The 20,352-nt window shown below is 69.1% G+C and carries 23 protein-coding genes and 1 pseudogene; 19 read left to right on the forward strand and 5 right to left on the reverse strand.

Annotated elements, in window-relative coordinates; all coding sequences use genetic code 11:
• Entirely contained in the window at window positions 1-483 is a 483-nt protein-coding gene (locus ACFYNO_RS24930) for a hypothetical protein (RefSeq protein ID WP_388016503.1), read from the forward strand.
• Here the strand turns inward: ACFYNO_RS24930 and ACFYNO_RS24935 are convergent.
• Window positions 476-1,681: an IS110 family transposase gene (locus ACFYNO_RS24935; protein WP_388016825.1), complete on the reverse strand. Its 1,206-nt coding sequence runs from the start codon at window positions 1,679-1,681 to the stop codon at window positions 476-478. The genes ACFYNO_RS24930 and ACFYNO_RS24935 overlap by 8 nt on opposite strands.
• A gap of 106 nt (window positions 1,682-1,787) precedes the next feature.
• Window positions 1,788-2,666 carry a tyrosine--tRNA ligase gene (tyrS, locus tag ACFYNO_RS24940; RefSeq protein WP_388016506.1) on the reverse strand — a complete coding sequence of 293 codons (879 nt, stop codon included), beginning with the start codon at window positions 2,664-2,666 and terminating at the stop codon, window positions 1,788-1,790.
• Window positions 2,667-3,064: 398 nt separating this feature from the next.
• On the opposite strand from tyrS, the pseudogene ACFYNO_RS24945 reads away from it, so the two are divergent.
• Together ACFYNO_RS24945 and ACFYNO_RS24950 are read left to right on the forward strand one after the other, a co-directional pair.
• A pseudogene (locus ACFYNO_RS24945) lies at window positions 3,065-3,262 on the forward strand (helix-turn-helix domain-containing protein); the annotation flags it as partial.
• A 225-nt stretch (window positions 3,263-3,487) separates the two neighbouring features.
• A complete protein-coding gene (locus ACFYNO_RS24950; RefSeq protein WP_388016846.1) occupies window positions 3,488-4,387 on the forward strand; it encodes a hypothetical protein in 900 nt (299 codons plus the stop codon).
• Here the strand turns inward: ACFYNO_RS24950 and ACFYNO_RS24955 are convergent.
• Window positions 4,368-6,146, reverse strand: coding sequence for a prolyl oligopeptidase family serine peptidase (locus tag ACFYNO_RS24955; protein WP_388016509.1), 1,779 nt, complete (start codon window positions 6,144-6,146; stop codon window positions 4,368-4,370). The genes ACFYNO_RS24950 and ACFYNO_RS24955 overlap by 20 nt on opposite strands.
• Between ACFYNO_RS24955 and ACFYNO_RS24960 the strand changes: the two genes are divergently transcribed.
• The 5 genes from ACFYNO_RS24960 (at window position 6,106) to ACFYNO_RS24980 (ending at window position 11,468) form a co-directional block, all read left to right on the forward strand.
• Entirely contained in the window at window positions 6,106-7,650 is a 1,545-nt protein-coding gene (locus tag ACFYNO_RS24960; protein WP_388016512.1) for a recombinase family protein, read from the forward strand. The two genes, ACFYNO_RS24955 and ACFYNO_RS24960, sit on opposite strands and share 41 nt — an antisense overlap.
• Before the next feature lie 266 nt (window positions 7,651-7,916).
• Window positions 7,917-8,657, forward strand: a complete 741-nt coding sequence (locus ACFYNO_RS24965) for a hypothetical protein (protein WP_388016515.1) — start codon at window positions 7,917-7,919, stop codon at window positions 8,655-8,657.
• A 1,154-nt stretch (window positions 8,658-9,811) separates the two neighbouring features.
• Window positions 9,812-10,297 (forward strand): hypothetical protein, encoded by a 486-nt coding sequence (locus ACFYNO_RS24970; protein ID WP_388016518.1) that lies wholly within the window; start codon window positions 9,812-9,814, stop codon window positions 10,295-10,297.
• A 172-nt stretch (window positions 10,298-10,469) separates the two neighbouring features.
• Window positions 10,470-10,898, forward strand: coding sequence for a GntR family transcriptional regulator (locus ACFYNO_RS24975; protein WP_388016828.1), 429 nt, complete (start codon window positions 10,470-10,472; stop codon window positions 10,896-10,898).
• Window positions 10,899-10,913: 15 nt separating this feature from the next.
• Window positions 10,914-11,468, forward strand: coding sequence for an HD domain-containing protein (locus ACFYNO_RS24980; protein WP_388016521.1), 555 nt, complete (start codon window positions 10,914-10,916; stop codon window positions 11,466-11,468).
• Here the strand turns inward: ACFYNO_RS24980 and ACFYNO_RS24985 are convergent.
• Entirely contained in the window at window positions 11,465-11,938 is a 474-nt protein-coding gene (locus ACFYNO_RS24985) for an NUDIX hydrolase (RefSeq protein WP_388016524.1), read from the reverse strand. The two genes, ACFYNO_RS24980 and ACFYNO_RS24985, sit on opposite strands and share 4 nt — an antisense overlap.
• Window positions 11,935-12,705: an XRE family transcriptional regulator gene (locus tag ACFYNO_RS24990; RefSeq protein ID WP_388016527.1), complete on the reverse strand. Its 771-nt coding sequence runs from the start codon at window positions 12,703-12,705 to the stop codon at window positions 11,935-11,937. Before ACFYNO_RS24990 ends, ACFYNO_RS24985 begins: the two co-directional genes overlap by 4 nt.
• A 994-nt stretch (window positions 12,706-13,699) precedes the next feature.
• On the opposite strand from ACFYNO_RS24990, the gene ACFYNO_RS24995 reads away from it, so the two are divergent.
• The 11 genes from ACFYNO_RS24995 to ACFYNO_RS25045 all read left to right on the forward strand — a co-directional run bounded on the left by ACFYNO_RS24995 (window position 13,700) and on the right by ACFYNO_RS25045 (window position 20,274).
• Window positions 13,700-13,915: a hypothetical protein gene (locus ACFYNO_RS24995; RefSeq protein ID WP_388016530.1), complete on the forward strand. Its 216-nt coding sequence runs from the start codon at window positions 13,700-13,702 to the stop codon at window positions 13,913-13,915.
• A gap of 1 nt (window position 13,916) precedes the next feature.
• On the forward strand, window positions 13,917-14,360 hold the full coding sequence (locus ACFYNO_RS25000; protein ID WP_388016533.1) for a WhiB family transcriptional regulator: 444 nt from the start codon (window positions 13,917-13,919) through the stop codon (window positions 14,358-14,360).
• Window positions 14,361-14,625: 265 nt separating this feature from the next.
• Window positions 14,626-15,633 carry a DUF2637 domain-containing protein gene (locus ACFYNO_RS25005; protein ID WP_388016536.1) on the forward strand — a complete coding sequence of 336 codons (1,008 nt, stop codon included), beginning with the start codon at window positions 14,626-14,628 and terminating at the stop codon, window positions 15,631-15,633.
• 313 nt (window positions 15,634-15,946) lie between these two features.
• Entirely contained in the window at window positions 15,947-16,285 is a 339-nt protein-coding gene (locus ACFYNO_RS25010) for a hypothetical protein (RefSeq protein ID WP_388016539.1), read from the forward strand.
• A complete protein-coding gene (locus ACFYNO_RS25015; RefSeq protein WP_388016542.1) occupies window positions 16,282-16,731 on the forward strand; it encodes a hypothetical protein in 450 nt (149 codons plus the stop codon). Before ACFYNO_RS25010 ends, ACFYNO_RS25015 begins: the two co-directional genes overlap by 4 nt.
• Before the next feature lie 16 nt (window positions 16,732-16,747).
• Window positions 16,748-17,185, forward strand: a complete 438-nt coding sequence (locus tag ACFYNO_RS25020) for an NUDIX domain-containing protein (RefSeq protein WP_388016545.1) — start codon at window positions 16,748-16,750, stop codon at window positions 17,183-17,185.
• Window positions 17,182-17,586 (forward strand): ATPase, encoded by a 405-nt coding sequence (locus ACFYNO_RS25025; protein ID WP_388016548.1) that lies wholly within the window; start codon window positions 17,182-17,184, stop codon window positions 17,584-17,586. Before ACFYNO_RS25020 ends, ACFYNO_RS25025 begins: the two co-directional genes overlap by 4 nt.
• Window positions 17,587-17,618: 32 nt before the next feature.
• On the forward strand, window positions 17,619-17,852 hold the full coding sequence (locus ACFYNO_RS25030) for a hypothetical protein (protein ID WP_388016551.1): 234 nt from the start codon (window positions 17,619-17,621) through the stop codon (window positions 17,850-17,852).
• Window positions 17,853-18,046: 194 nt separating this feature from the next.
• The gene (locus ACFYNO_RS25035; protein ID WP_388016554.1) at window positions 18,047-18,619 is read left to right on the forward strand and encodes a hypothetical protein; all 573 of its coding nucleotides are present in this window, start codon (window positions 18,047-18,049) and stop codon (window positions 18,617-18,619) included.
• A gap of 22 nt (window positions 18,620-18,641) precedes the next feature.
• Window positions 18,642-19,859, forward strand: a complete 1,218-nt coding sequence (locus ACFYNO_RS25040) for a hypothetical protein (RefSeq protein ID WP_388016557.1) — start codon at window positions 18,642-18,644, stop codon at window positions 19,857-19,859.
• A 43-nt stretch (window positions 19,860-19,902) separates the two neighbouring features.
• A complete protein-coding gene (locus ACFYNO_RS25045) occupies window positions 19,903-20,274 on the forward strand; it encodes a hypothetical protein (RefSeq protein ID WP_388016560.1) in 372 nt (123 codons plus the stop codon).
• Window positions 20,275-20,352 lie beyond the last annotated feature (78 nt).

Consider the following 20,352-nt stretch of genomic DNA (forward strand, 5'->3'; position numbering starts at 1 on the left):
ATGCCAGATCTGCTGTGGGACGACGTCAGGAACTTCTTCGACCCTGACCTGATGGGGTCGCTGCCGGACGCGCGTGTCGTAGACACCTCGGTCGAGGACTGGCAGGCGGTGCTGGATTTGGTGCGGTCGAAGGGGTGGTCGTGCGAGTACTCCGAGGACGGTGCCTCCGTCCGGCTGCCACGGGCAGTGGACATGCTGGCCCGCAGCCAGAACACCGACGCGTTGTTGAGGGTCTGGCCCGCCACCGGATTCCTGGTGATCTTCCGGGCGTATGAGGCCAGCTCCATCGACTTCGATGTTGATCTGCGGGAGCTGCAGGGCCAGGACGGCGTCAATCTGCTGTGCCGTCTGCTGCGGGCGATTGGGCGTCGGCTCGGCAAGCCGGTGACGTTGACTCCCGAGTCTGATCCACTTCATCCAGTTCTGAGGTTCGATATCGATGCCGACCGCGTGGTCCTGCTGGCGGATCCGCTGTTCAGCTGATCGCCGCAGCCGGCCTGGACTCGTAGAAGGTCCCGTCGCGGAGCACCGCGAACAGGACGTCGACCCGGCGTCTGGCCAGGCAGAGGAGCGCCTGGGTATGCCGTTTGCCCTGGCCGATCTTCTTGTCGTAGTAGGCGCGGGAGGCCGGGTCGCCGAGTGAGGCGAACGCGGCCAGGAAGAACGCCCGTTTCAGTTGCTTGTTGCCCCGTCGGGAGGGTTGCTCGCCGCGTATGGAGGAGCCGGAACTGCGGGTCGCCGGGGCGAGGCCGGCGTAGGAAGCGAGATGGGCATCGGTCGGGAAGGCGCTCGCGTCGCCGACGTCGATCAGGACGCGGGCGCCGGTCCTGGTGCCGATGCCGGGCATGGAGGTGAGGACCTTGGAGAGCGGGTGCTCGTCGAGCAGTTCCTGGATTCGCTTCTCCAGGAGTCTGCGCTGGTCGAGGACGGCCCGCAGCGAGCCGGCCAGGCTCGGCACGATCAGTGCGGCCGCTTCGGTGCCCGGGACGATGACGGTCTGTTCGTCGAGAGCGGCGAGGAGGTCCTCGACGAGGTGCTCGAACATGCGCGGGGCCAACGGCCGGGCGACGCCGAGCAGGCGGCGGCGTCCGGCCTTGCGCAGGGCGGACGGGGAGCCGAACCGCTCCATCAGGGCCAGCACCGCCGGGTGGTCGATCCCGGGCCCCACCACTCGCTCCAGGTTCGGGTGGATCTGGGCGAGCAGTCCGCGCCGGCGGTTGGCGACGCGGGTCGCTTCGCCGGCGACGTCGTCGTCGAAGCCGACGATCATCTCCAGCTCGGCGACGGTCTCGTCTGTGAGCTCGATGCCGCGCAGGGTGTGCGGCATGGTGCGGGCGGCGTCCGCGATGACGAAGGCGTCGCGGGCGTCGGTCTTTGCCTCGCAGGGGTAGAGGTCGGCGATGCGGCGCATCGTCAGGCCGGGCAGGTAGGCGACGCGGCAGCCAGCGTCCCGGGCGACCGCCAGGGGCAGGGCGCCGATGGAGGCGGGCTGGTCGACGACGACCAGGACTGTGCCGTGCTTGGCGGTGAGTTTGTCCAGCACGGCCCGCATCTTGGGCTCGCTGTTCGGCAGCCGCTTGTCGAAGACCCGCTTGCCGGTCCGGGTTACCGCGGTTCCGTGGTGTTCGCCCTTGCCGACGTCCAGGCCGAGGAAGACGTCCACATCGCCGGTGTCGATCACGCTGATCCCGTACGAGGTCGTGCTGTCCCGGCCTCGTTGGCGTGGCACCAGTCGTCGGCATCCACGTGACGAAGAGCCTCCCAGCATGCTGGTGGTCCTGCCCCTATCAGCGGTCTACCGATGCCTCCGGCCCGGTGACACCCCCCCGGACATGCGAACTACAGGGGGGAACAGTCATGCCGGGCCGGAGGCCGGGAGCCCCGTTGCGGGGCCACGAAGAAGACATCCGACGGGGGGTGATGATGACCTCGGGGGCCTGCTCGCGGATCTCCATGACCTTGCGGCACATCTGGAGATTCAGGAGTTGGTCCACGCCCCCGAGTTCGACGTCCGCCTCGATGGCCACGGAGTCGAGGGCCATGACGACGGAGTAGACGAACTCGGCGACCGACAGGCCGTCGCCGACGGCGAGGCGGTTACGGAAGTCCTCGCGCTGGAGGGTCATCGAGACCGGGACGTGAGCTAGGACGCCCACCGGTGCGGGGAGGCTGACCTTGTTCAGCCACTCGCCGTTGAAGCGGAGGTCGGCGCGCGTGAAGTCGATGAACGGGGTGACCTGTTGCTGATATCCGCTGAGGTTCTGGGCGATGTCGGCGTCGGTGAGTGCGGGTCGCTCGGAGGAGCGGCCGGACGGGTCGCCGATCTTGGCCGTGATGTCACCGATGATGAAGACGACGTGGTGGCCCATGCGTTGGAAGCGTGACGCGATGATGATCGGCACTGAGTGGCCCAGGTGGACGTCCGGGGACGTCGGATCGATGCCGTACTTGACCACGAGCGGTCGGCCCTCTGCCTGCGCAGCGGTGATCTTCTCCGCGAGCGCGGACGCGGAGGGGATGACGTAGATCGCGCGGCCTTCGACCAGCGCGGCTTGTTCGGCCAGGGAGAGGTCGGACAGGTCCAGCGAGCGGCGGCTATAGGTCTCTTCCAAGAGCCGGGCGACCGTATAGTCCGCGGCCAGGTCCGATCCCTTGAGGATCTCCATTGCGCGGACTACGGACTCGCTGAGACGGCTCATGGCGTCGTTACGCTCCTGGGTCTGTCGGCCGGTGTGGCCAGCGGGTATGTGGGAAGCGCGAATTGTTGCAGCGTGGTCCAGGGCGCCGCACATGATTACTCACGCGCCGCTGGGGTGGAGCGGCAGAGGAATCGTCGCGGTCGGAACGTGGCCCGGGTCGGCGGTGGTGGCGCGGGGAACGCTGCCGGCACGGGGACCAGAAGTAGGTCGAGTGTCGCCAGGGCTGACCGCGCTGGATTTGGGCCCGGTCGACAGCAAAACCACTACGTCCGACGCGTCGTGACGGTAGGTTGACGTCGTGTCACCACGAATGGTCGGCTGGTGGTAAGGGCAGGGGCGAGGTGGCAGCCAAGGCGCGGGAGATCGTGTCGGCGGGGTCGGAGCAAGCGCGGCTCGGGGCCGAGCTGCGGAGGTTGCGTACGCTGCGCGGGCTGAGCATGGCCCGGCTGGGGGCGATGATCCACAGCAGTCCTGATCTGGTGCGGCGAGTTGAAGCGACGGAGAGGTTCCCGACCCGCGAGTTCATCGAGGCATGTGATCGAGCGCTGCGTGCGGATGGCGTACTGGCGGCTCTATGGCCGGCTGCTGATGAGGAGCGTCGTCGCACACGGTCAGTCGGCCCCGTACGCGCGGTGAGCACGCAGCCGGCCAGGTTTGCTCCGGAAGCCTCTGAGTCGTTAATCGCCTCGTGGGCGGCGACAGAGCCAGAGACCGCCGCTCCGGGTGCTGCGCATGGCCGCCTGTGGGTCACTGACGAGGACGTAACGGTGGCCAGGAGCACTCTCGCGATGTTCCGGCAGCTGGACCACGCTCACGGTGCCGGTCAGTTCGCGGTGAACCTGGGCACGTACATCGACACGGAGCTCACGGCATTGCTCTCGCGGCCGGTAGCGAGCCAGGAAGTCGCGCTCAGCCGCGGCCAGGCGGCCGCCGGGCTGCTCGAACTGGCGGGCTATCAGGCCGTGGATTCCGGTCGGCCCGGGTGGGCGCAGGCGTACTACAAGCGGGCGCTCGAGCTGACTGTGGCGACTGGTGACCGTTCCTACGGCGGGTACCTGGTCGCGGTCAACCTTGGTCATCTGGCATTGCACTGTGATCACCCGGACGCCGCCCTCCGTTGGTCGCAGGCCGCCACCGCTGCAGTGGGAACGTCGGCGAGCCCGGCAACGCGGGCCGCGATCGTAGCTGTAAGCGCCCGGGCACGCGCGCGCATGGGCGATGAGCAACAAACGACCGAGCTGCTTCTCCAGGCTGAAGGGCTGCTGGATGCATCCCTGTCCGACGACGAACCGCCGTGGATCACATACTTCACGCGTGCGTACCTGGCGGACGAAATGGCGCACTGCCTCCATGACCTCGGGCGTGCGCCGGCCGCTCGGACCCAGGTCTCCGACGCGCTCGACGGTGTCGGTCGGGACCGAGTCCGTCGCTTGGCCATCGACGCGGCGCTGTTGGCCTCGACGTGGCTTCGCTCGGGCGATCTCGAGCAGGCGTGCGCCGCCGGGCATGAGGCCGTCGGGTTTGCGGCACGCACATCGTCAGGACGCAGCGTTGACCGTGTCTCTCGGCTCCTCGCTGACATGGCGCCCTACGCAGGACATCCAGCCGTCACTGAACTCGGAGACTACGTACGCGAGGTGCTGCCGGCGGCGGCGCGTCAGGCGGATGCTATAGCGTCTCGGGCATGAGTCGTTGGTAGAACCGCAACTCGGCTTCGAGTGCCGTCTGGAGGTTGGCGGGTGCTGACAGGTAGTGCCCGACACCTTCGAGAATCAGCGCCTCGTGGTCGAGCTTCAGCGCTGACAGACCTTCAGCGAGCAGCTGGGCATCTGCCACTGGGGCAATGTCGTCGGCGTTTCCGTGAACCAGCAGTACGGGCCTGGCGATTGCTTCGGCGCGCACTGCGCCGGCCGGTCCGGCGAGGATCGCGGCGTGGGGCTGTTGAAACCGTGGTGCTGTCGCGGCCCACCGGGCCGGGTCGATGATGGCCGAGGTTGCCGTGGCCGCCGTGAACGGTCCTGGGCGGGAAGCGGCTTGGAGTGCGGTGTACCCGCCGGCACTGGCTCCAGAGATGAAGACTGCTTCTGGCAGGGCGAGCCGGTCCGCGAGAAGCTGCTTTGCGACGGCCTCGCAGTCCTCGACGTCGTACTCTCCCCAATGACCGTGCAGAGCTTGGCGGAAGACGCGGCCTTGGCCGGTGCTGCCTCGGTAAGCCACCTCGGCGACGGCGAATCCTCGGCTGGTGAAGAACTGGACGGTCCAGTCCAGGCGCAGCGACACGTCATCGGTGGGCCCTGGATGGGCCCGTACAAGCAGCGGGGCAGGGGATTGGCTGTCGCCCGCTGTCGGTAGGTGCAGCAGATACCGGACAGCGACACCACCAGACTTCGTCTCGCGGAGGGTCGGGCTCGAAAGGCTCAGGTTGTGGCTCGTCTGGGTTGGACGGCTGGACGCAGTGGCCGGGAGAGCGGCATCGACCAGGCAGACAGAGGGAGTGCTGAACGGGGTGGAGCCGATGACAGCCACTTGATCGCCGCACGCCGCGATGTAGGGCTTGATCGAGGTCAGACCGCTGTCAACTTCCATCTGGCTGCCGCTCGAGTCGACGGTGACCAGGCGGGTTCGAAAGCCATCGTGAACGGTCAGTGCGATACGGCCGTCGGGAAGAAAGGTGTACGACTGGTAGCCGGCCTCCCAAGGCGCAGGCGCGCAGTCGGCCTCCAATGGGACGACCTCGTGGATGGAGCCGTTCCAGCGGTACAGGTTCCACCACCCGGTGCGGTCGGAGAGGAAATACAGCGACCCGTCCGGCCCCCAGGTCGGCTGGACGACGGACTCGTGGTCGCCGCCGGCCACGAGCTTGCCCGCGCCCAGTCCGCCGGCAGCCACGTACTCCGTGACGTAGAGCCTGCTCGCGTCCCACGGCATCTGGTCGCCATTCCACTCCAGGTAGGCGATCGTCGAACCGCGAAGCCGCGGTGCGGCGAGGAAGCCCGGCGAGCGGACCAACACCCGCACGCTCACGCCTTCCCCGGCGATTTCGACGATCTCGTCCCCTTCGTCGGTGCCCCGGACAGCGAGCAAGGTGTCATCTGCGAGGTGCAGGTCACCATAGAGATAGTCGTCATTGGACGGCACCGCGCACCGGAGCGAAGAGTCCGGCCCGAGTTGGTGGACCTTGCTGTCATCAGCGCCGATGATCCACTGGCAGGTACGCCCAACGGCGTAAGACCCGCCACCGTAGGCATGCAGCCAGCCGCCCACCGACACTTCGGGCGGGGTTTGCGGCCTGGCTTCCGCCCCAGGGGTGGCACACATGAGCCGACGGGCACCCGCGAGGTCGGGATCGGACTGAAGCCACCACAAGGCGCCGCCTGCCGCGATGAGTTCGTCGTAGGACGCCTTCTTGCGCTTCGGTACGAAGATCGAGTACGAGCTGGAACGCAACGGCGTTGCCCTGTGCGCTGCGGATGAACCGATCAGCACGGACGGCCGTGCCAAGCGCGCGACCCCGACGCTCACCCGGCGCGTCAAGCAGGCGGTGTCCGAGTGGTACGTGCTGCAGATGCTGGAGCTGTCCTGGGACGGATTTTGCGAGCACACTCGCCAGGGCTGGAACATCGGCAAGCCGCCGTACGGGTACCTCGCGGACAAGGTCCCACACCCGGTGCCCGCCCGGCGGGCCGAGGGCCGGACCAAGCACCGCCTGGTCCCCGACCCCGGGCGGGGAGCAGTGGTCACGGAGATCTTCCGACTGCGTGTCCTGGGTCGGCTGAGCTACTCGGCGATCGCCGCACGGCTCGATGCGGACCGCGTCGCCTACCCGCCGCCGGAGGCCAACCGACCGGATGCCACGGTCGGCAGGTGGACCCCCTCCTCCGTCCGCGGAATCCTGGAGAACCCCAAGTACACCGGCTATCAAGTCTGGAACCGCCGCGCGCGGAAGAAGGGTAACCAGAACAACCCGCCCAGCGAGTGGATCTGGTCCCCGCAGCCCACCCACGAACCGCTGGTCACCCGGGAGATGTTCGACGCCGCCGTCCCCGTTCCCGGCACCCGCCAGGGGTCACGCAGCGGCGCAGAGCAGAATTCGCACCCGGCCACCAGGCGAAGCTACCTCCTGCGCTCCTACGTGTGGTGCGGCTTCTGCGGACGGCGGATGTTCGGCAAGTTCAGCAAGGGTTCGGAATACTACGTCTGCCAGCCCAAGAAGCAGGTCCACCTGAAGGAGCCCTGGTACGAGGCGCACCCGAAGGCGGTGTGGGTGAGCGGCGCGCCGCTGACCGACCTGGTCCACACGTTCTTCGCCGAGCGGGTCTTCGGCCCCGACCGACAGCAACTGCTCGCCGAGGACCTCCAGGCACGCCAGACCAAGCCGGCCACGGAGCACGAGAAGAAGAGAGCCGCGCTGGAGAAGGCGATCGCCGACAACGAGAAGCGCCAGCGCAGCCTCGTCCGCCAGCTCGCCGACCCCGACGATGATGACGACCTGGAACTGTCCGCACGGTTCCGCAAGGAGATCAAGGCGAGCTTCAAGGAGCTCGAACAAGCCACCCAAAAGCTGCGCCAGGAGCTGAAAGACCTTCAGGCGGAGCCGGACGGCGGCGAAGGGCCCCAGGACGCGAGCCTGCTCGATGCGGTCCCACAGCTCGGCACCCGCCTGGCCGAGGTGCCGGAGGCGATCCAGCGCGAGCTGTATGACGCCTTCCAGCTGCAGCTGCACTTCAACCGGGGGCGCCGCGAGGTGGAGATCCAGGTCACAATCGCCCAGGCAGCCGCTGGCGGGCTCCTAGAGCTGGCGGACCGGGTCAGCAGGTCGGGGCCGGCGAGTGGGCCCGACCTGCTGGTGGTCGACCTCAGCGATCATGACCGCCGTGGCCGTGACTGGTCCAATGACCAGCCATGTTCTGAGCGCCCCCGGCAGGACTCGAACCTGCGGCCAAGTGCTTAGAAGGCACCTGCTCTAACCCTGTGCGCTAGGTCGCTGACCTGCGACTGAGTGCCGCTTAGTCGTTATGCCGGGTTCCCGTCGACACGCAATCGACACGGGGCTGCATGTGTTCGCCCGTGAAGACTGCCTTCGTTGGTGACCTCTTGCGGTCGACCTTGAGCGGGTCGATGCCGTGGGGCGGGCCTGCCAAGGCTGTAGTGCAAGTCGACCTACGCTACTGGCCAGTTCCGCTGCCTGGCGATGTGGCTTGATGCCAGACTCTCCGCGTGAAAGACACCATCCTCCTGTTCGCCGGCGCCTTGCTCGGCTGGTTGATGACGGCGTTCCTCTACCCATTGGCTCGGCCAGCGGAGGCGCTATCCAGACGCGTATGGAAGATCCGGCCAGTCGATGCTTGGGTGGAACAAGATCCATCGAACATCTGGGCCGGAACCCCTCCTTGGGTCGGCGCCAGTTACTGGTTCCCGGGTTTGATAGCTACCGCCCCTCCTGAGTTGGCCACTGAGTGGTGGGGGTGGGCTCGCGAACGTTCTGGCCAGGATGCGGGTCAGACCACGCTGAAGGTGACCGTGCAGGCCCGCGATGGCATCTCGTTGATCATCGAAGGTGTCAAGCTGCATGTCCGGGCACACCGACCGGTTCCGGAAGGCGGAGTTGTGGCGCGTGCGAGAGTCGGAGGCGCATCCATGAACCCACGTCGGATCGAGATTAATCTCGACTGGAACGGAGTGGGGAGCATGTCCTGGTTGGATCGAGACGAGCACCTAGCCGGGCCGCCGTCGTTCACGCTGGCTCCGGGAGAGATCGAACAGTTCCATGTGTGGGCGCAAACCCGTGAGGGCTACCACGAATGGGAGCTTGAACTGCTCATGGTGATCGACGGCCACCGCCACTCTCAGATGATCAATGACGGTGGCAAGCCCTTCGTAACTATCGGAACAACCGGCCAGCGAGTCCTTGCCTGGAACGGCAGTACGTGGACTGATGAAGAGACGTTCAGTGGATAGCCTCACGCTGGGCGCGCCCCTAGCTCTTCGCACGGAAGGTCTATGGTCCTCCCATGGGAGACCCGCTTATTACCGACTGGCTAACGGCCGTCGGGACTGTCGGAACACTGTGGCGGCAGTTGGCCAAATTTCCTGGAGCGAGACGCTCCGGCGAAGGGAGTCGACCCGCCAGCAAGCAGAGCTAGTCAGCGCGTGGTTCCTGGAGGGGACAGTCAACGAGCACGGCGACCAGCGGATCGCTCTCTTCAACAACTCGGGGCAGCCGGTGTATCACGTCGTGGTGTCTCCTGTAGTTCTCCAGGGTGCCGGCCCACGTGACGGCCGCGACACGCCACCGACTCTGCGTCGCACAATCGGCGTCCTACCGCCAGGGCAATTCTGCGTGACTGTAGATCGTTTTGACTATGGCATGCATCGCCTCCCTGCCGTGGAGATCGCGTTCACTGACCATGCCGGGCGGCATTGGGCCAGAGCGGGCCTAGGAAAGCTCATGCGTCTCAGTACTGAGCCCACGACTCAGTACAAGATCTCTATGCCGACCGGCTGGATCTCGCCCACCCCCTTCGACCAGCGTTAACAGCACCCCTGACCCACCGCACTCACCACATCCGAGCTGCGCCCGTGCGCCGGTCCTTGAGTCCCCTGAGGGGAGCCCCCGGGGTTCGGGCAGAGCCCCGTTGTCTTCTCGCTGGCCGCTGATCGCGGCACCGCCGGACGGGCGCCGAGCGGGGCGGAGAGGAGCGGCGGACAGCCGGGCGGGGCCGCGGCGCTGCGCGCCGCTCCTTGGACCCGTGGAGAAGGCCTTTGCAGCTTAGGTGGCTTTCCTTTGGGCTCCCAGATGATGCCCTCAGCGGCTCATCGTGGCGGACAGCGATTCGTGATGAACCATGGCAGCACTGGCCCGCCACTACGCCCGTTGCTCGTGCTTCCCGCGAGACCCAACGCGCCCTTGCCAACAGCACCTTCACGCTCGACTGTCGAAGTTCGTGCACCGCACTGCGGGCAAGGCAGCGAAGGGGAGAAGGATGGCAGGTTCGGACTCTGCATCACCCTGGGCACGCGCGACCTTCGGATCTTTGGCAGAGCAAGTCGGTCAAGCAGTACCGGCGAGCCTCGTACGCGCGCACGAGCGGGCCAGGGATGGCCACCAGGGTGTGCACACCCAGACCCTGGAGGCCTATGGGCATGGCCTTTACGCCGTGCAGTATGAGGAACTCGCTACCGGCCTCAGCCAGCTGCCCGGCGCCATCCCCGTGCGCTTGCAGGGCCGCACCGTCATGGTGGTCGCTGGCTACGTCATCTACCCGCTCCGCTACGCCAAGACCGACGTGCCGGTCACAGCCGCCCGCCTCCGACGCGCCACAGGCATGCGAGCGGACCTAATCCGTCGCCACGGTCCGGACCCCATGCAAGGCGAACTCGACCTGGGGCTTGAGCCCCAGGCGCCCGAGGAGATCCACCGGGACTTGAGCCAGCTCGATCCGGCAACGGGGCTGGTACTCGTGGCCTACGCCTGTGCCCAGCACACCGGCATCGTCCGGATGGAGTGGGGTGCGGCCGAACTTCGCGCCAGCGACAGGGCCCTCATCTGGCACCATCACGAACCCCTTGCCCTGCCTGGCGTGCAAGGCGCTGCCTAGCTCCGGCGTCCAGTCGTGGCGGCGTACGGAGGATCCACTGCGGACAGTGAGGCTTGGTCGATTCGCGGATGCTGTGAACCTGGCAGAGTTAGGAGTCGAGAACTGGTTGGAGCGAACCGATGTAGAGGGGTGGCTAGTGGCCGAGCGGAGTCCTCGGGGCACGTACCTGCTGGTGGCGGACGCGCTACGAGCCCGGATCACGGGCGGCGCGGATGAGGGCCGGCTCCCCTCCGAGGCTCAGCTCATGGCTGCGCACGGAGTTGCCCGGACGACGGTGCGGCGGGCACTCGCGGTGCTTGAGCGCGAGGGGTTGGTCAGGTCTCAGCCGGGCGGCGCCTGGCTGGTGGTCACGGCTGGCGAGCAACCGCCGTCGTTGCTGGACCAGCTCACTGCGCTCATCGGGCCGGCGTCCGACCAGCTCTCGGTAGGGGACCGGTATCCCTCGGAGAAGGAACTCTGCGAGAGGACGGGGGCCGCGCGCGGGACCGTGCGCCGCGCGCTCGCCCAGTTGGAGGGCGCTGGAGTCCTGGAAGCTCAGCACGGAAAGGGGAGGGTCGTACTGGCCATTCCCGAGACCAAGAATCCTGCTCACTCTTCCTAGAACGGGGACTAGATCATGTGGGCGTATGACCTGGCAGAGTCACTTCTCGCCGAGCCGCTGCCACGCCGGTGGGCTCATTCGTTGGGCGTGGCCAACCGGGCTCGATCGCTACAGCCGATCCTTGGGCCGGACGCCGAGTTGCTTGAGGCTGCGGCCGTGCTGCACGACATCGGCTACACCCCCAAGCTGGCCACCACCGGGTTCCATCCGCTTGACGGCGCCCGATTCCTCCGCGACGCGGCCGGCGTCGACGATCGCGTGGTGCGGCTGGTTGCCAACCACTCCTGTGCGTTGCTCGAAGCTGAGGAGAGGGGCGGGACCCTTCAACGAGAACTCGCTGAGGAGTTCCCGCTCGAAGAACCGAACCTGGTCGACGCCCTGATCTACTGCGACATGACGACCACGCCGGACGGCGAGCTGACGACCACGCCGGAGAGGATCGCGGAGATCGTGGGCCGATACGGCCCTGACAGCGTCGTGGGCCGGTTCATCCGCCGAGCCGAGCCGGAGATCCACGGCGCTGCTCAGCGGGTGGCGGAGCAGTTGGAGCGGGCCGCAGCCGGCGCTTAGCCGATGTACGGCTGCGTGCGGTCAGGTTCAAGGCCGTGCTTGATCCGCAGTCGGATTGACTGGTGGATCGGAAGGCGATCGAGGTCCGCCGGGTCGACCCAGCGGACCTCTTTGCTCTCTGAGCTGGTCCGCAACTCGCCGCCGATGGGCCGGGCCCGGAAGCAGATCGAGAACTGCTGGCGCACCTCACCGTCGTCGTAGGCCATGACGTGGCCCGGGTCGGTGTACAGCCCGGTCACAGCCAGCACTTCGACCTCGATTCCGGTCTCCTCGCGGACTTCGCGCACCACGGTCTGCGCGATGGACTCGCCGATGTCGTGGCCGCCCCCGGGCACCGCCCAGAGGTCGTTGTCGGTCCGGTGGATCAGGAGGATCCGGCCGGCGTCGTCCTGGATGACTGCCGTGACCGACGGCACGACGGAGTTGGCGGCCGGCGCTTTCGGGTCGTGGAAGTAGTCCACTCGGCTCATGACGACTCGCTCTCGAACTGGGGAGACGTGATCCGGCGGGACTCTTCCCAGATCCGGTCGATGCTAGTGGCGTACGTGTGGAACAGCTCACCGCCGGCGACCTGGCGCAGGTGCAGGACCGGTGACAAGTACGCCCCGACGCCGTACACATGGCCGTTGACAAGCATCTCGTCGTCGGCGCGGTAGAGCGAGTTGTAGAGGGTGGTCGCGTGGATCCGGAACTCCACGTTGGGCAGGCCGAACAGCGGCCCGTAGTTGGCGATGGCGTTCCGGATCTTCCCGGCCATCGCCGCTCCGATTCCTTCGTCCTCGCCGCGCTGCGCGACGTTCGCTGAAGATGGATCGCCAAGCATGAGCCGGACAGGTATGCCTTCCTGGGACTTCTCCTTGATCAGCCGCAGAAAGAGAGGGTCCTCCGACAGCCAGAAGCCGGCGTACACCACGAGGTCGAACTGTCGGGTCGCCTGTGCGTAGAGAGACGTCCAGAGCTCCTTCGGGGCAACTGCGCGGTGCGGGTAGACCCTCACCAGCTCTGCACGTCCCGCCTCAGCGGTCTGCGCGTTCGTGTGCTCATCGGGCCACAGGTCGGAGAGGCTGCGGCCCAGCAAGTTCGCCAGCGCGTACTGAGAACGCCGTTGGGGCCGCCGGCCGTCCTTCTCCGCGATCCACCGATCGAGGGTCCTCACGTTCACTCCGACCCGGTCGGCGATCAGCTCGTACTTCATGCCGCTCGCGAGGATCGCACCGCGGAGCCGTTCATTAGCCATCCCGTCCTCCCCTGGACGATGTTGTGGCGCCTGGACGAAGTTGGACGGTCTGACCGTACTCGGGACTGTCCGTAACCGTCCACCTGCGTCGTGTTCTGACGCTTCGGAACGCGCGAATCTTGTTCTGCGCTGCCGGACACACTCCGGCAAATCACAGAAGGACTTGACGAACCGTCGGCTTCTCGGCATCGTAAGAGACATGTTCAACATGTCTCGCAAGACGAGGCGGGCGAACTGACGGTCCATGAAGGGCCTTCTTTGACCTGCGCAAATGCGCCCGGAAGTCAGCTCCTCGGGGTTGGCCATGGAAGCCGTGTTGCTTGAGAACTGAAGAGTGATCGTGCGGGACCGACGCGAGGGCGGCGGTCACGGTAGGCGCCTAGGTCGAGAGACCGGGGGCGAACCGCCGTGATGAACGTGGCCCTCCCCCTACGCAGTGGCATGCCACCCCTTTCGGGGTGTGGGGACGGACGGACGCTGACCAGGCCGATTCGTACGGCTGGATGGCGAGCCGAGTGGACCAGCGGGGTTCCAATGCACGTGGCGGGATGAGACAGACCGCCCCCGAGGCGACCGGGTGATGTTCGCCGGCGGCAGCGAGACCACGCAGCGCCTCCTTTTATATGGGCGTGCCGCCCTGCTGGTGCTGAGCAGGGATGAAGCACCGGACCAGGCCCGACAGACCTGACGCCCGTGGGACGGGCACTTCCAACGACCTTGCCCTCTAGGGGCCTTGACCAGGGAGTTTGAGCATGCCTCGAACCCATAGGTCGCCCCGTCGCTGAACTTCGCGGCGGGGCTCTTCGCTTCTGGTCGCTTCACGAGTGATCACGGTGCTCGGCGTGCACCACCTCGCCCTGTTGTTGCGGGTGGGTGTTCGCCGGGCGCCGCGGCTGCTCGCCGAGCAACCGGCTTCCTTCGTCCGCATGGCTGCGGCCCCGGTGGTGGTGCACCGGGGCCGCTCAGGGCCATCCCAGCTAAGGAGTTATGACCCATGCGTTTGATTGTCGCAGGCCAGATGGCCAGCACGCCCCAGGAGTTCGAGGAACTGGCGCTCGGCGTCGACCTGGACACCGACCCCGATGACGATCCGGCCGCCGGCGCGGTGCACGGGGTGGTGCGGGACTTGCAGCCGGTGGAGCGCCGGTTCAAGGCCCGGCTGCTGCGCAGTGCGGACCGGGTGCAGGTGCGTGAGTGGAAGGCGGCCTGACATGGTGCTCCACTACATGCGTGCTGTGGGCGTCACGGTCGACGGCCCGATCCACGGCACCCGCACCGCTCACCTGACGCCCCGTCCGACCGGGCCCGACGCGTTCGACTTCGCCCCGGACGCCGCGGGCGCGCTGCCCGGCGCCGCCTGCGGCGGTGCCGCGGTGGACCTGTGGTTCGGCCGGGACGAGGACGAGCTGGCCGAGCTGGCCGACGGCGACGACGAGAAGCTGGCGCTGCTGCGGGCCGAGGAGGACTGGTCCGGGCGGCGTGCCAAGGCGATCTGCTCGGCCTGCCCGGTTCGGGCCGCCTGCCTGGCGGGTGCGCTGGAGCGCCGCGAGCAGTTCGGCGTGTTCGGCGGCCTGACCGCGGACGAGCGCCGCGCGGTGCTGCGCCGCCGGTACCGCGACTCTGTCCGTGCGGCGGGGACGGCGGTGGCTGGATGAGCCGGGAGGCGGATCGGGTCCAGGCGGGCGAGGGGCTTCGGCGGGTGCGTGAGCGCGCTCACCGTCTGGTCGGCATGGTCGCCGAGATGGCGGACGAGGTGGCCCGCGGACATGAGCGGGACCGCGCTTGCGCCGCTGCCGCGGCCGATCCGGAGCGACGGGTTCTCGTGGTCGCTCACGGGCGCTCACCGGTGCTCACGGAGTCCGCGAGCGTGCTCCCGGGCCGCTCACGGGCGGCAGAGGGGCGGGCCGGGTGAGCGGGCCGGTGAACCTGGGTCAGGTCCGCTCGGCCGAGCGGGCACTGACGGCGGGGACGTGGACGATCACGGTTGGCGCGGTGCTCTACTCCGTGCTCACGGTGACCCCTTTGATGGCCGGCCATACCCCGTCGGGGTGGCGGTGGACAGCGCCGGTCCTGCCGCTGGTGGTGGATGCGGCGGTGGTGATCGTGGTCCGGATGGACTCCACCTTGGCCCGGTTGGGCGGGGACGGCGGTCACTGGCCGGCGGTGCTGCGCTGGCTGACCGGCGTCATGACGGTGCTGCTCAACGTGGGATTGTCGGCGCTGCAAGGCGATCTGGTGGGGGTGGCGGTCCACTCGGTGGCGCCGCTGCTGCTGATCGTCACGTCGGAGACCTCGCTTGCGTACCGGCGGGCGATCACCGCCGCGCTGGTCGCCCGGGAGGCCGCTGAGCGGGCTGAGCGGGCCGAGCGGGGCCGGCTTGCCGAGGAGCGGCAGCAGCGGGAGCGCGAGGAGCGGGCGGCCGAGCGGGACCGTGCCGATGCGCGGGAGCGTGAGCGCCTTGCCCGCGAGGATGAGCAACTGCGTCTTCAGCGTGAGCACGAGCTGCGGATGGCCCGCGAGGCGAACGACGCCGTGGCCCGCCGTGAGCAAGTCGAGCGCGAACGCGAGGAGCAGCAGCGGGCCGCGGAGCAGGCCGAGCACGTCGAGCGTGAGCGCGAGGCGAGCGAGCGTGAGCGCCGTGAGCGCGAGGACGCGGAGCGGATCCGGCAAGAGCTGCTGTCGTTCGGGCCTGCTACTGCGCGGTTGCCGGAAGAGCAGGCGCGGTCGACGGCTCAGGCGGCGTTCAAGGCCGGCATGTCGCAGCGCCAGGCGGTGCAGCTGACCGGCTGGTCGGCCGGCTGGATCGCCGCCCGCTACCAAGAGGCCCGTGAGGCACAGCAGGCCGCGGCCGGCGCGCCCGCCGAGGTGGCAGATCGTCTTCGGCCTGCCGATGGACTTCACCTCGTTCCTGCGGCTGGCGAGCGATGAGCCCGCCCGCAGTTTTGGGACCCGGAGAGTTCGCGGCACGGCGGCATGCCGACCTACCCGTGGCGCATGGCCCCCGAACATCTGCTGATTCGGCGGCAGTTGCGAGAACGGGGATTGCGGCCCGGGTGGACGAGGCGATGCCTGTGCGGCCGATGACGCCGGGCCGCTGGCGCGCACCAGGCGATGATGCGCGCCCGCCGCACCTGCCCAACCTGCCGCACCCTGCGCCTGTACGTCATCTCCACCCGCTTCGGCGAGTGCCTGCACTGCATCGACTCGGCCGCCGATGCGGCCTGACCAGGGAGAACACACCATGACCACGGACACCGCGTCCATTCAGATCAAGGCCGCCGGGACCGCGCTGGCCATGCTGACCGCACACTCCGACCTGCCGATCCCGCACCTGCAGCTCGGCCTGATCTTCACTCCGACCTTCACCGGTCTGGGCTGGGGCGTGCGGATCTCGTTCAGCGACGACCTGAGCCAGTTCGAGCAGTGGCGTCAGGCACTGGACATCGACCCGGCCACCATCACGAAGGACCGCAGCGACGACACCGACCAGTGCTGGTGGCAGGCCATCGGCCACTTTGCCGGCACCCCCGTCGAACTGACCGGCTTCTACCACGCCACGACTGCCGAGGAGTCCGAGTGATCAGCGTCCGCGCCGCGCGGTTCGCCGCCGCGTATGCCCTGCTCAGGGCTGCGGCGGACGTGGCGGACCACTGGGTCCAGACGGACCATCAGGCCCGGACCAAGGGCCAGCACGACCACCACGAGGGGCAGTCGAGTGCGGCCGGGCGTCGCGCCTGTGCTGCCCACGTGGCCACCTACACCGCCACACAGGCCGCGGCCCTGGTCGGCGGCCTGGCCCTGCTCGGCGTCCGGGGCCGGCCGAGCCGGGTCGCGGCGGCGCTGGCGCTGTCGGCCGGCACCCACTACATCGCCGACCGGCGCGAGCCGCTGCGCCGCTTGGCTACTGCGACCGGCAAGGGCAGCTTCGTCCACCTCGCCGACCACGGGATGAACGGCGCCTACCTGCTGGACCAGTCCTGGCACCACCTGTTCGAGACCGCCGCCGCGCTCATCGTCGCGGCCTGACCAGGGAGAACACGACATGACCGAGACCATGCCGGAGATGATCCGCTACACCGCCGACGTGGTGTGCGTCCGGGGCGACGACGTGCTGCTGATCGAGCGCGGTTGGGAACCCTGCCGGGGAATGCTGGCCCTGCCCGGTGGGCACGTGGACGCGGGCGAGACGTCCCGCGAGGGTGCCGCGCGGGAGCTGCTGGAGGAGACCGGTGTCCGGGTCCGGCTGGAGGACCTGGTCCAGATCGGCGTGTTCGACGCGCCCGACCGGGACGAGCGGGGCCGGTACGTCACCGTCGCGTACCTGGTGACCGTCCCGGAGAGCACGATGGCCAGGGCCGGGGACGACGCCGCCCGCGTGCAGTGGATGCCGCTGGACTACCCCGGCCGTCTGGCGTTCGACCACAACGAGATCGTCGCCGCCGCGGCCCGAATCGCCGCGGAGGAAGGTGGCTGGCGATGACGGTGGTCCGGGTGGTGAGCTTCGGGTTCCTGCACGGCGGGCCGCCTGAGGGCGCGGACCTGGTGCTGGACTTGCGCCGGCACTTCCGCGACCCGCACGTGGACCCGGCGCTGAAGTACCTGACGGCGCACGACGAGCCGGTGCGGCGGGCGGTGCTGTCCACCCCGGGCATCCGCGAACTGGTCGCCTGCACGGCGGGGGTGGTGGAGGCGTTCGACCTCGGGCCGGCCGGCGGCGTGGTGCTGGTGGCCGTCGGGTGTGCGGGCGGCCGGCACCGGGCCGCGACGGTGACGATGGCACTCGCGGCCCGGCTGACCAAGCTCGGCTTGCCCGTGGTCATCGAGCACCGTGACTTGGACAAGCCGGTCGTGGAGCGGGCCCGGACGGGGACGCCGCGGTGAGCGGCGCCGGACCGGGCCGCCAGGGCCGACGGTTGACGAGTGCGGAGAAGCGGGCCGAGCGCGAGCAGCGCCTGAAGCAGCGTCAGGCCGAGCACCGGGCAGCGGCCGCGGCGGAGGGGCCGCACCGGGTGGCGGCGGTCGAGTGGGACATCCTGCGCTCGGCGGTCGGCCGCCTGCCGGCCGGTCAGCAGGAGGGCGAGTGGGCGCGGCTGGCCGCCACTCTTCGCGCCCTGTCATCGAACCTGACCGATCGTCACATTACGTAGTCGGTTTGCGAATTTCGCATCGCGAATACACATCGCGATGCGAATTTCGGCGGCCCCAACGCGTAGAGGCGCGCCCGGGCGCGCGCGAGTATGGCGGGTCACGTCGCGTGACGCAAGGGCCCGTTTCAAGATTCTTTGGCCGGTCCGTCGGGCCGGTCTTTCCCATGATCCAACGACCCTTGGAGGGGGTTGCGATGACGGTTGTGGACGGCATCGTGAGTGCCGGCGTCGGCGTGCTGAGTGTCGGTGTGTCGGTCGCGCTGCAGGTGTTGGCGGCGGGCGGGTCGACCGTGACCGCCGGGTACGGGCGCCGCTACGGCACCCAGGGCCAGGCGGGACCGGGGGCCGGCCGGCGCGGAGGCGGCGGGGACGCGCTGACGGGTGCGCTGTCGTCGGTGCTCGCGAAGCTGGAGATGCCCCGGCTGCACGTCGCGCTGTTCCTGACGGGCGGGGCAGGGCTGGCCGGCACGGGGCTGGGCCGGGTGCTCAACTCCGTGGCGACGTGGGCCAACCACCTCGTCGCCTCGTGGCTGGCGCACTTCGTCGGCGCCGGGCTGGGGTTCGTCGTGTCGGGGGCGGTGCTGGTGATGGTCGTGCGCGACGTCGCGTACTCCAAGATCGGCCCGCGCACCCTGGGGGCGGCGCTGATGCTGCCGTGCCTGCTGTCGGCGATCCCTGGCCCGGTCGGGCACACCGCGACGCTCGCGGTGACCTGGGTCGTGTCCACCGTCGCCCACTGGATCGGTTCCGCGTTCGGTATCCACTAGCCCCTGAGGGAGGGACCACGCAGTGGAACTGCTGATCCTGATGGCGCTGGCGTACGCGCTCGGCGGCGGGGTCACCGCCGGGCACGCCACCGCCCAGCAGCACGCCAAGGCCCGCGACACCAAGACCCCGAAGCCGATCGACTGGACCGACAAGGGCCAGCGCGCCGCCCAGGGCGCGCTCAACGGCGTGGCCCGCGCCTACACCTGGACCTCCGGGGCCAAGGAAGGCTGGCGCAAGGCCTGGCCCGAGACGAAGGCCACGATCGGCGAGCGCCGCGCCAAGACCAAGGCCGACCGCGAAGCCCGCCGAGCCGCCGCCACGGCCGGCGGGCCCGCGGCGGCCGGCGGCGTGGTGGTCGACGCCGAGGTGGTCGAGGACGACGGCGTGATCGACGCCGAGATCGTGGAGGACGAGACCGCAGTCAATACCGGCGGCCCGGTCGCCCCGGACGCGGCCCGGGTGGACGCCGCCCGGGAAGCCGCCGCGGCGAGTGCGGACGCCACCGTCCACGTCCACATCACCACCGATCCGCCCCCGCCCGCCCCGGCGTCCGCTCCTGCTTCGGCGCCCGCCGGCGAGCAGCCGGACACCGAGCGGGACACCCCGGATGCGGCCGGTCCGCCGGCGCCGGTGCCCGCTGCGGCGACGGTCGCGCCCACGGGGCCGGACCCGGACGGGTCGGGTCCGCGCCTGCGGCTGGTCAAGCCCGCCGCCACCGCTCGGCAGGCGCCGGCGGCGCCCGCGCCTGCTGCGGCCCCCGCTCCCGCGGTGGCCGCTCCGCCCGCCCCGGCCGCAGGCGGCGGCGGGGGCACCGCCTATTCGGATGGGAGTTCGAACGTGTCGACGCTGCCCGCTTCCGCGTCCCGGGTCACCGAGGTGACCGGTGTCGAGTCGCTGATGCAGTACCTGGCCCAGCTGTCGCGGTGGGCACGGATGGAACGCGACGACGCCTCCGCGGCGGTCCAGCGGCTCACCCAGCTGGAGGCCAAGGCCGAAGCGGCGTACACGGCCGCCGCGGCGGCGAAGTACGACGATGCGACGCTGGGCCAGCTGGCCGCGATCACCGAGCAGTTGGGGCAGCTGCGGCTGAGCCGGCAGGGCGACCTGAAGGCCTCCGAGCTGGCCGAGCAGAACGCCTCCACCGCTTCGTCCAACGTCTGGTCCCGCCACGGCGGGATCCAGGAAGCCGTGGACGCCGCGCCGGTCGACATGGCCGAGTCCACCACCTACGGCGACTGACCGACCCCCCGTTCACCAGCACATTTCAGGAAGGGAGATCCGCATGGCGGAGATCACCTACAGCCAGGTGCGGGCGGTGCTGATCGCGCTGGCCCGGGCCACCGCGGTTGAGGAGCAGGCCGCCCGCGACCGCCACTCCCGGGTCATCGCGAAGGTGGTGGAGGCGGACCGCAACTACCAGGTCACCCTCGCCCTCGGGTTCGACCCGCTCACCCTGAACGACTTCCGGCTGGTCGGGGACGCTCTGGTGTCCCAGGCCGCCCAGGTCGTGGCCGCGGCCAACACCGCGATCGAGCTGAACGGCATGGCCCTGACCGCCGGACGCGACATCGAGCACCGTCACGGCGGCATCGACCGGGCGGTCGCCTCCGCCCCGGTCCCGGCCGCCAACCGCGAGGCTTACAACCGGACCTGATCACCCGCGCCGCCTTGCCGGAGTGACGTCCCGGTCGGACACCGTCCCGCCCACCCCGAACTGCTGGTTCGGGGTGGG

It is taken from the genome of Kitasatospora sp. NPDC006697, assembly GCF_042869935.1.
Classification (GTDB): Bacteria; Actinomycetota; Actinomycetes; order Streptomycetales; family Streptomycetaceae; genus Kitasatospora.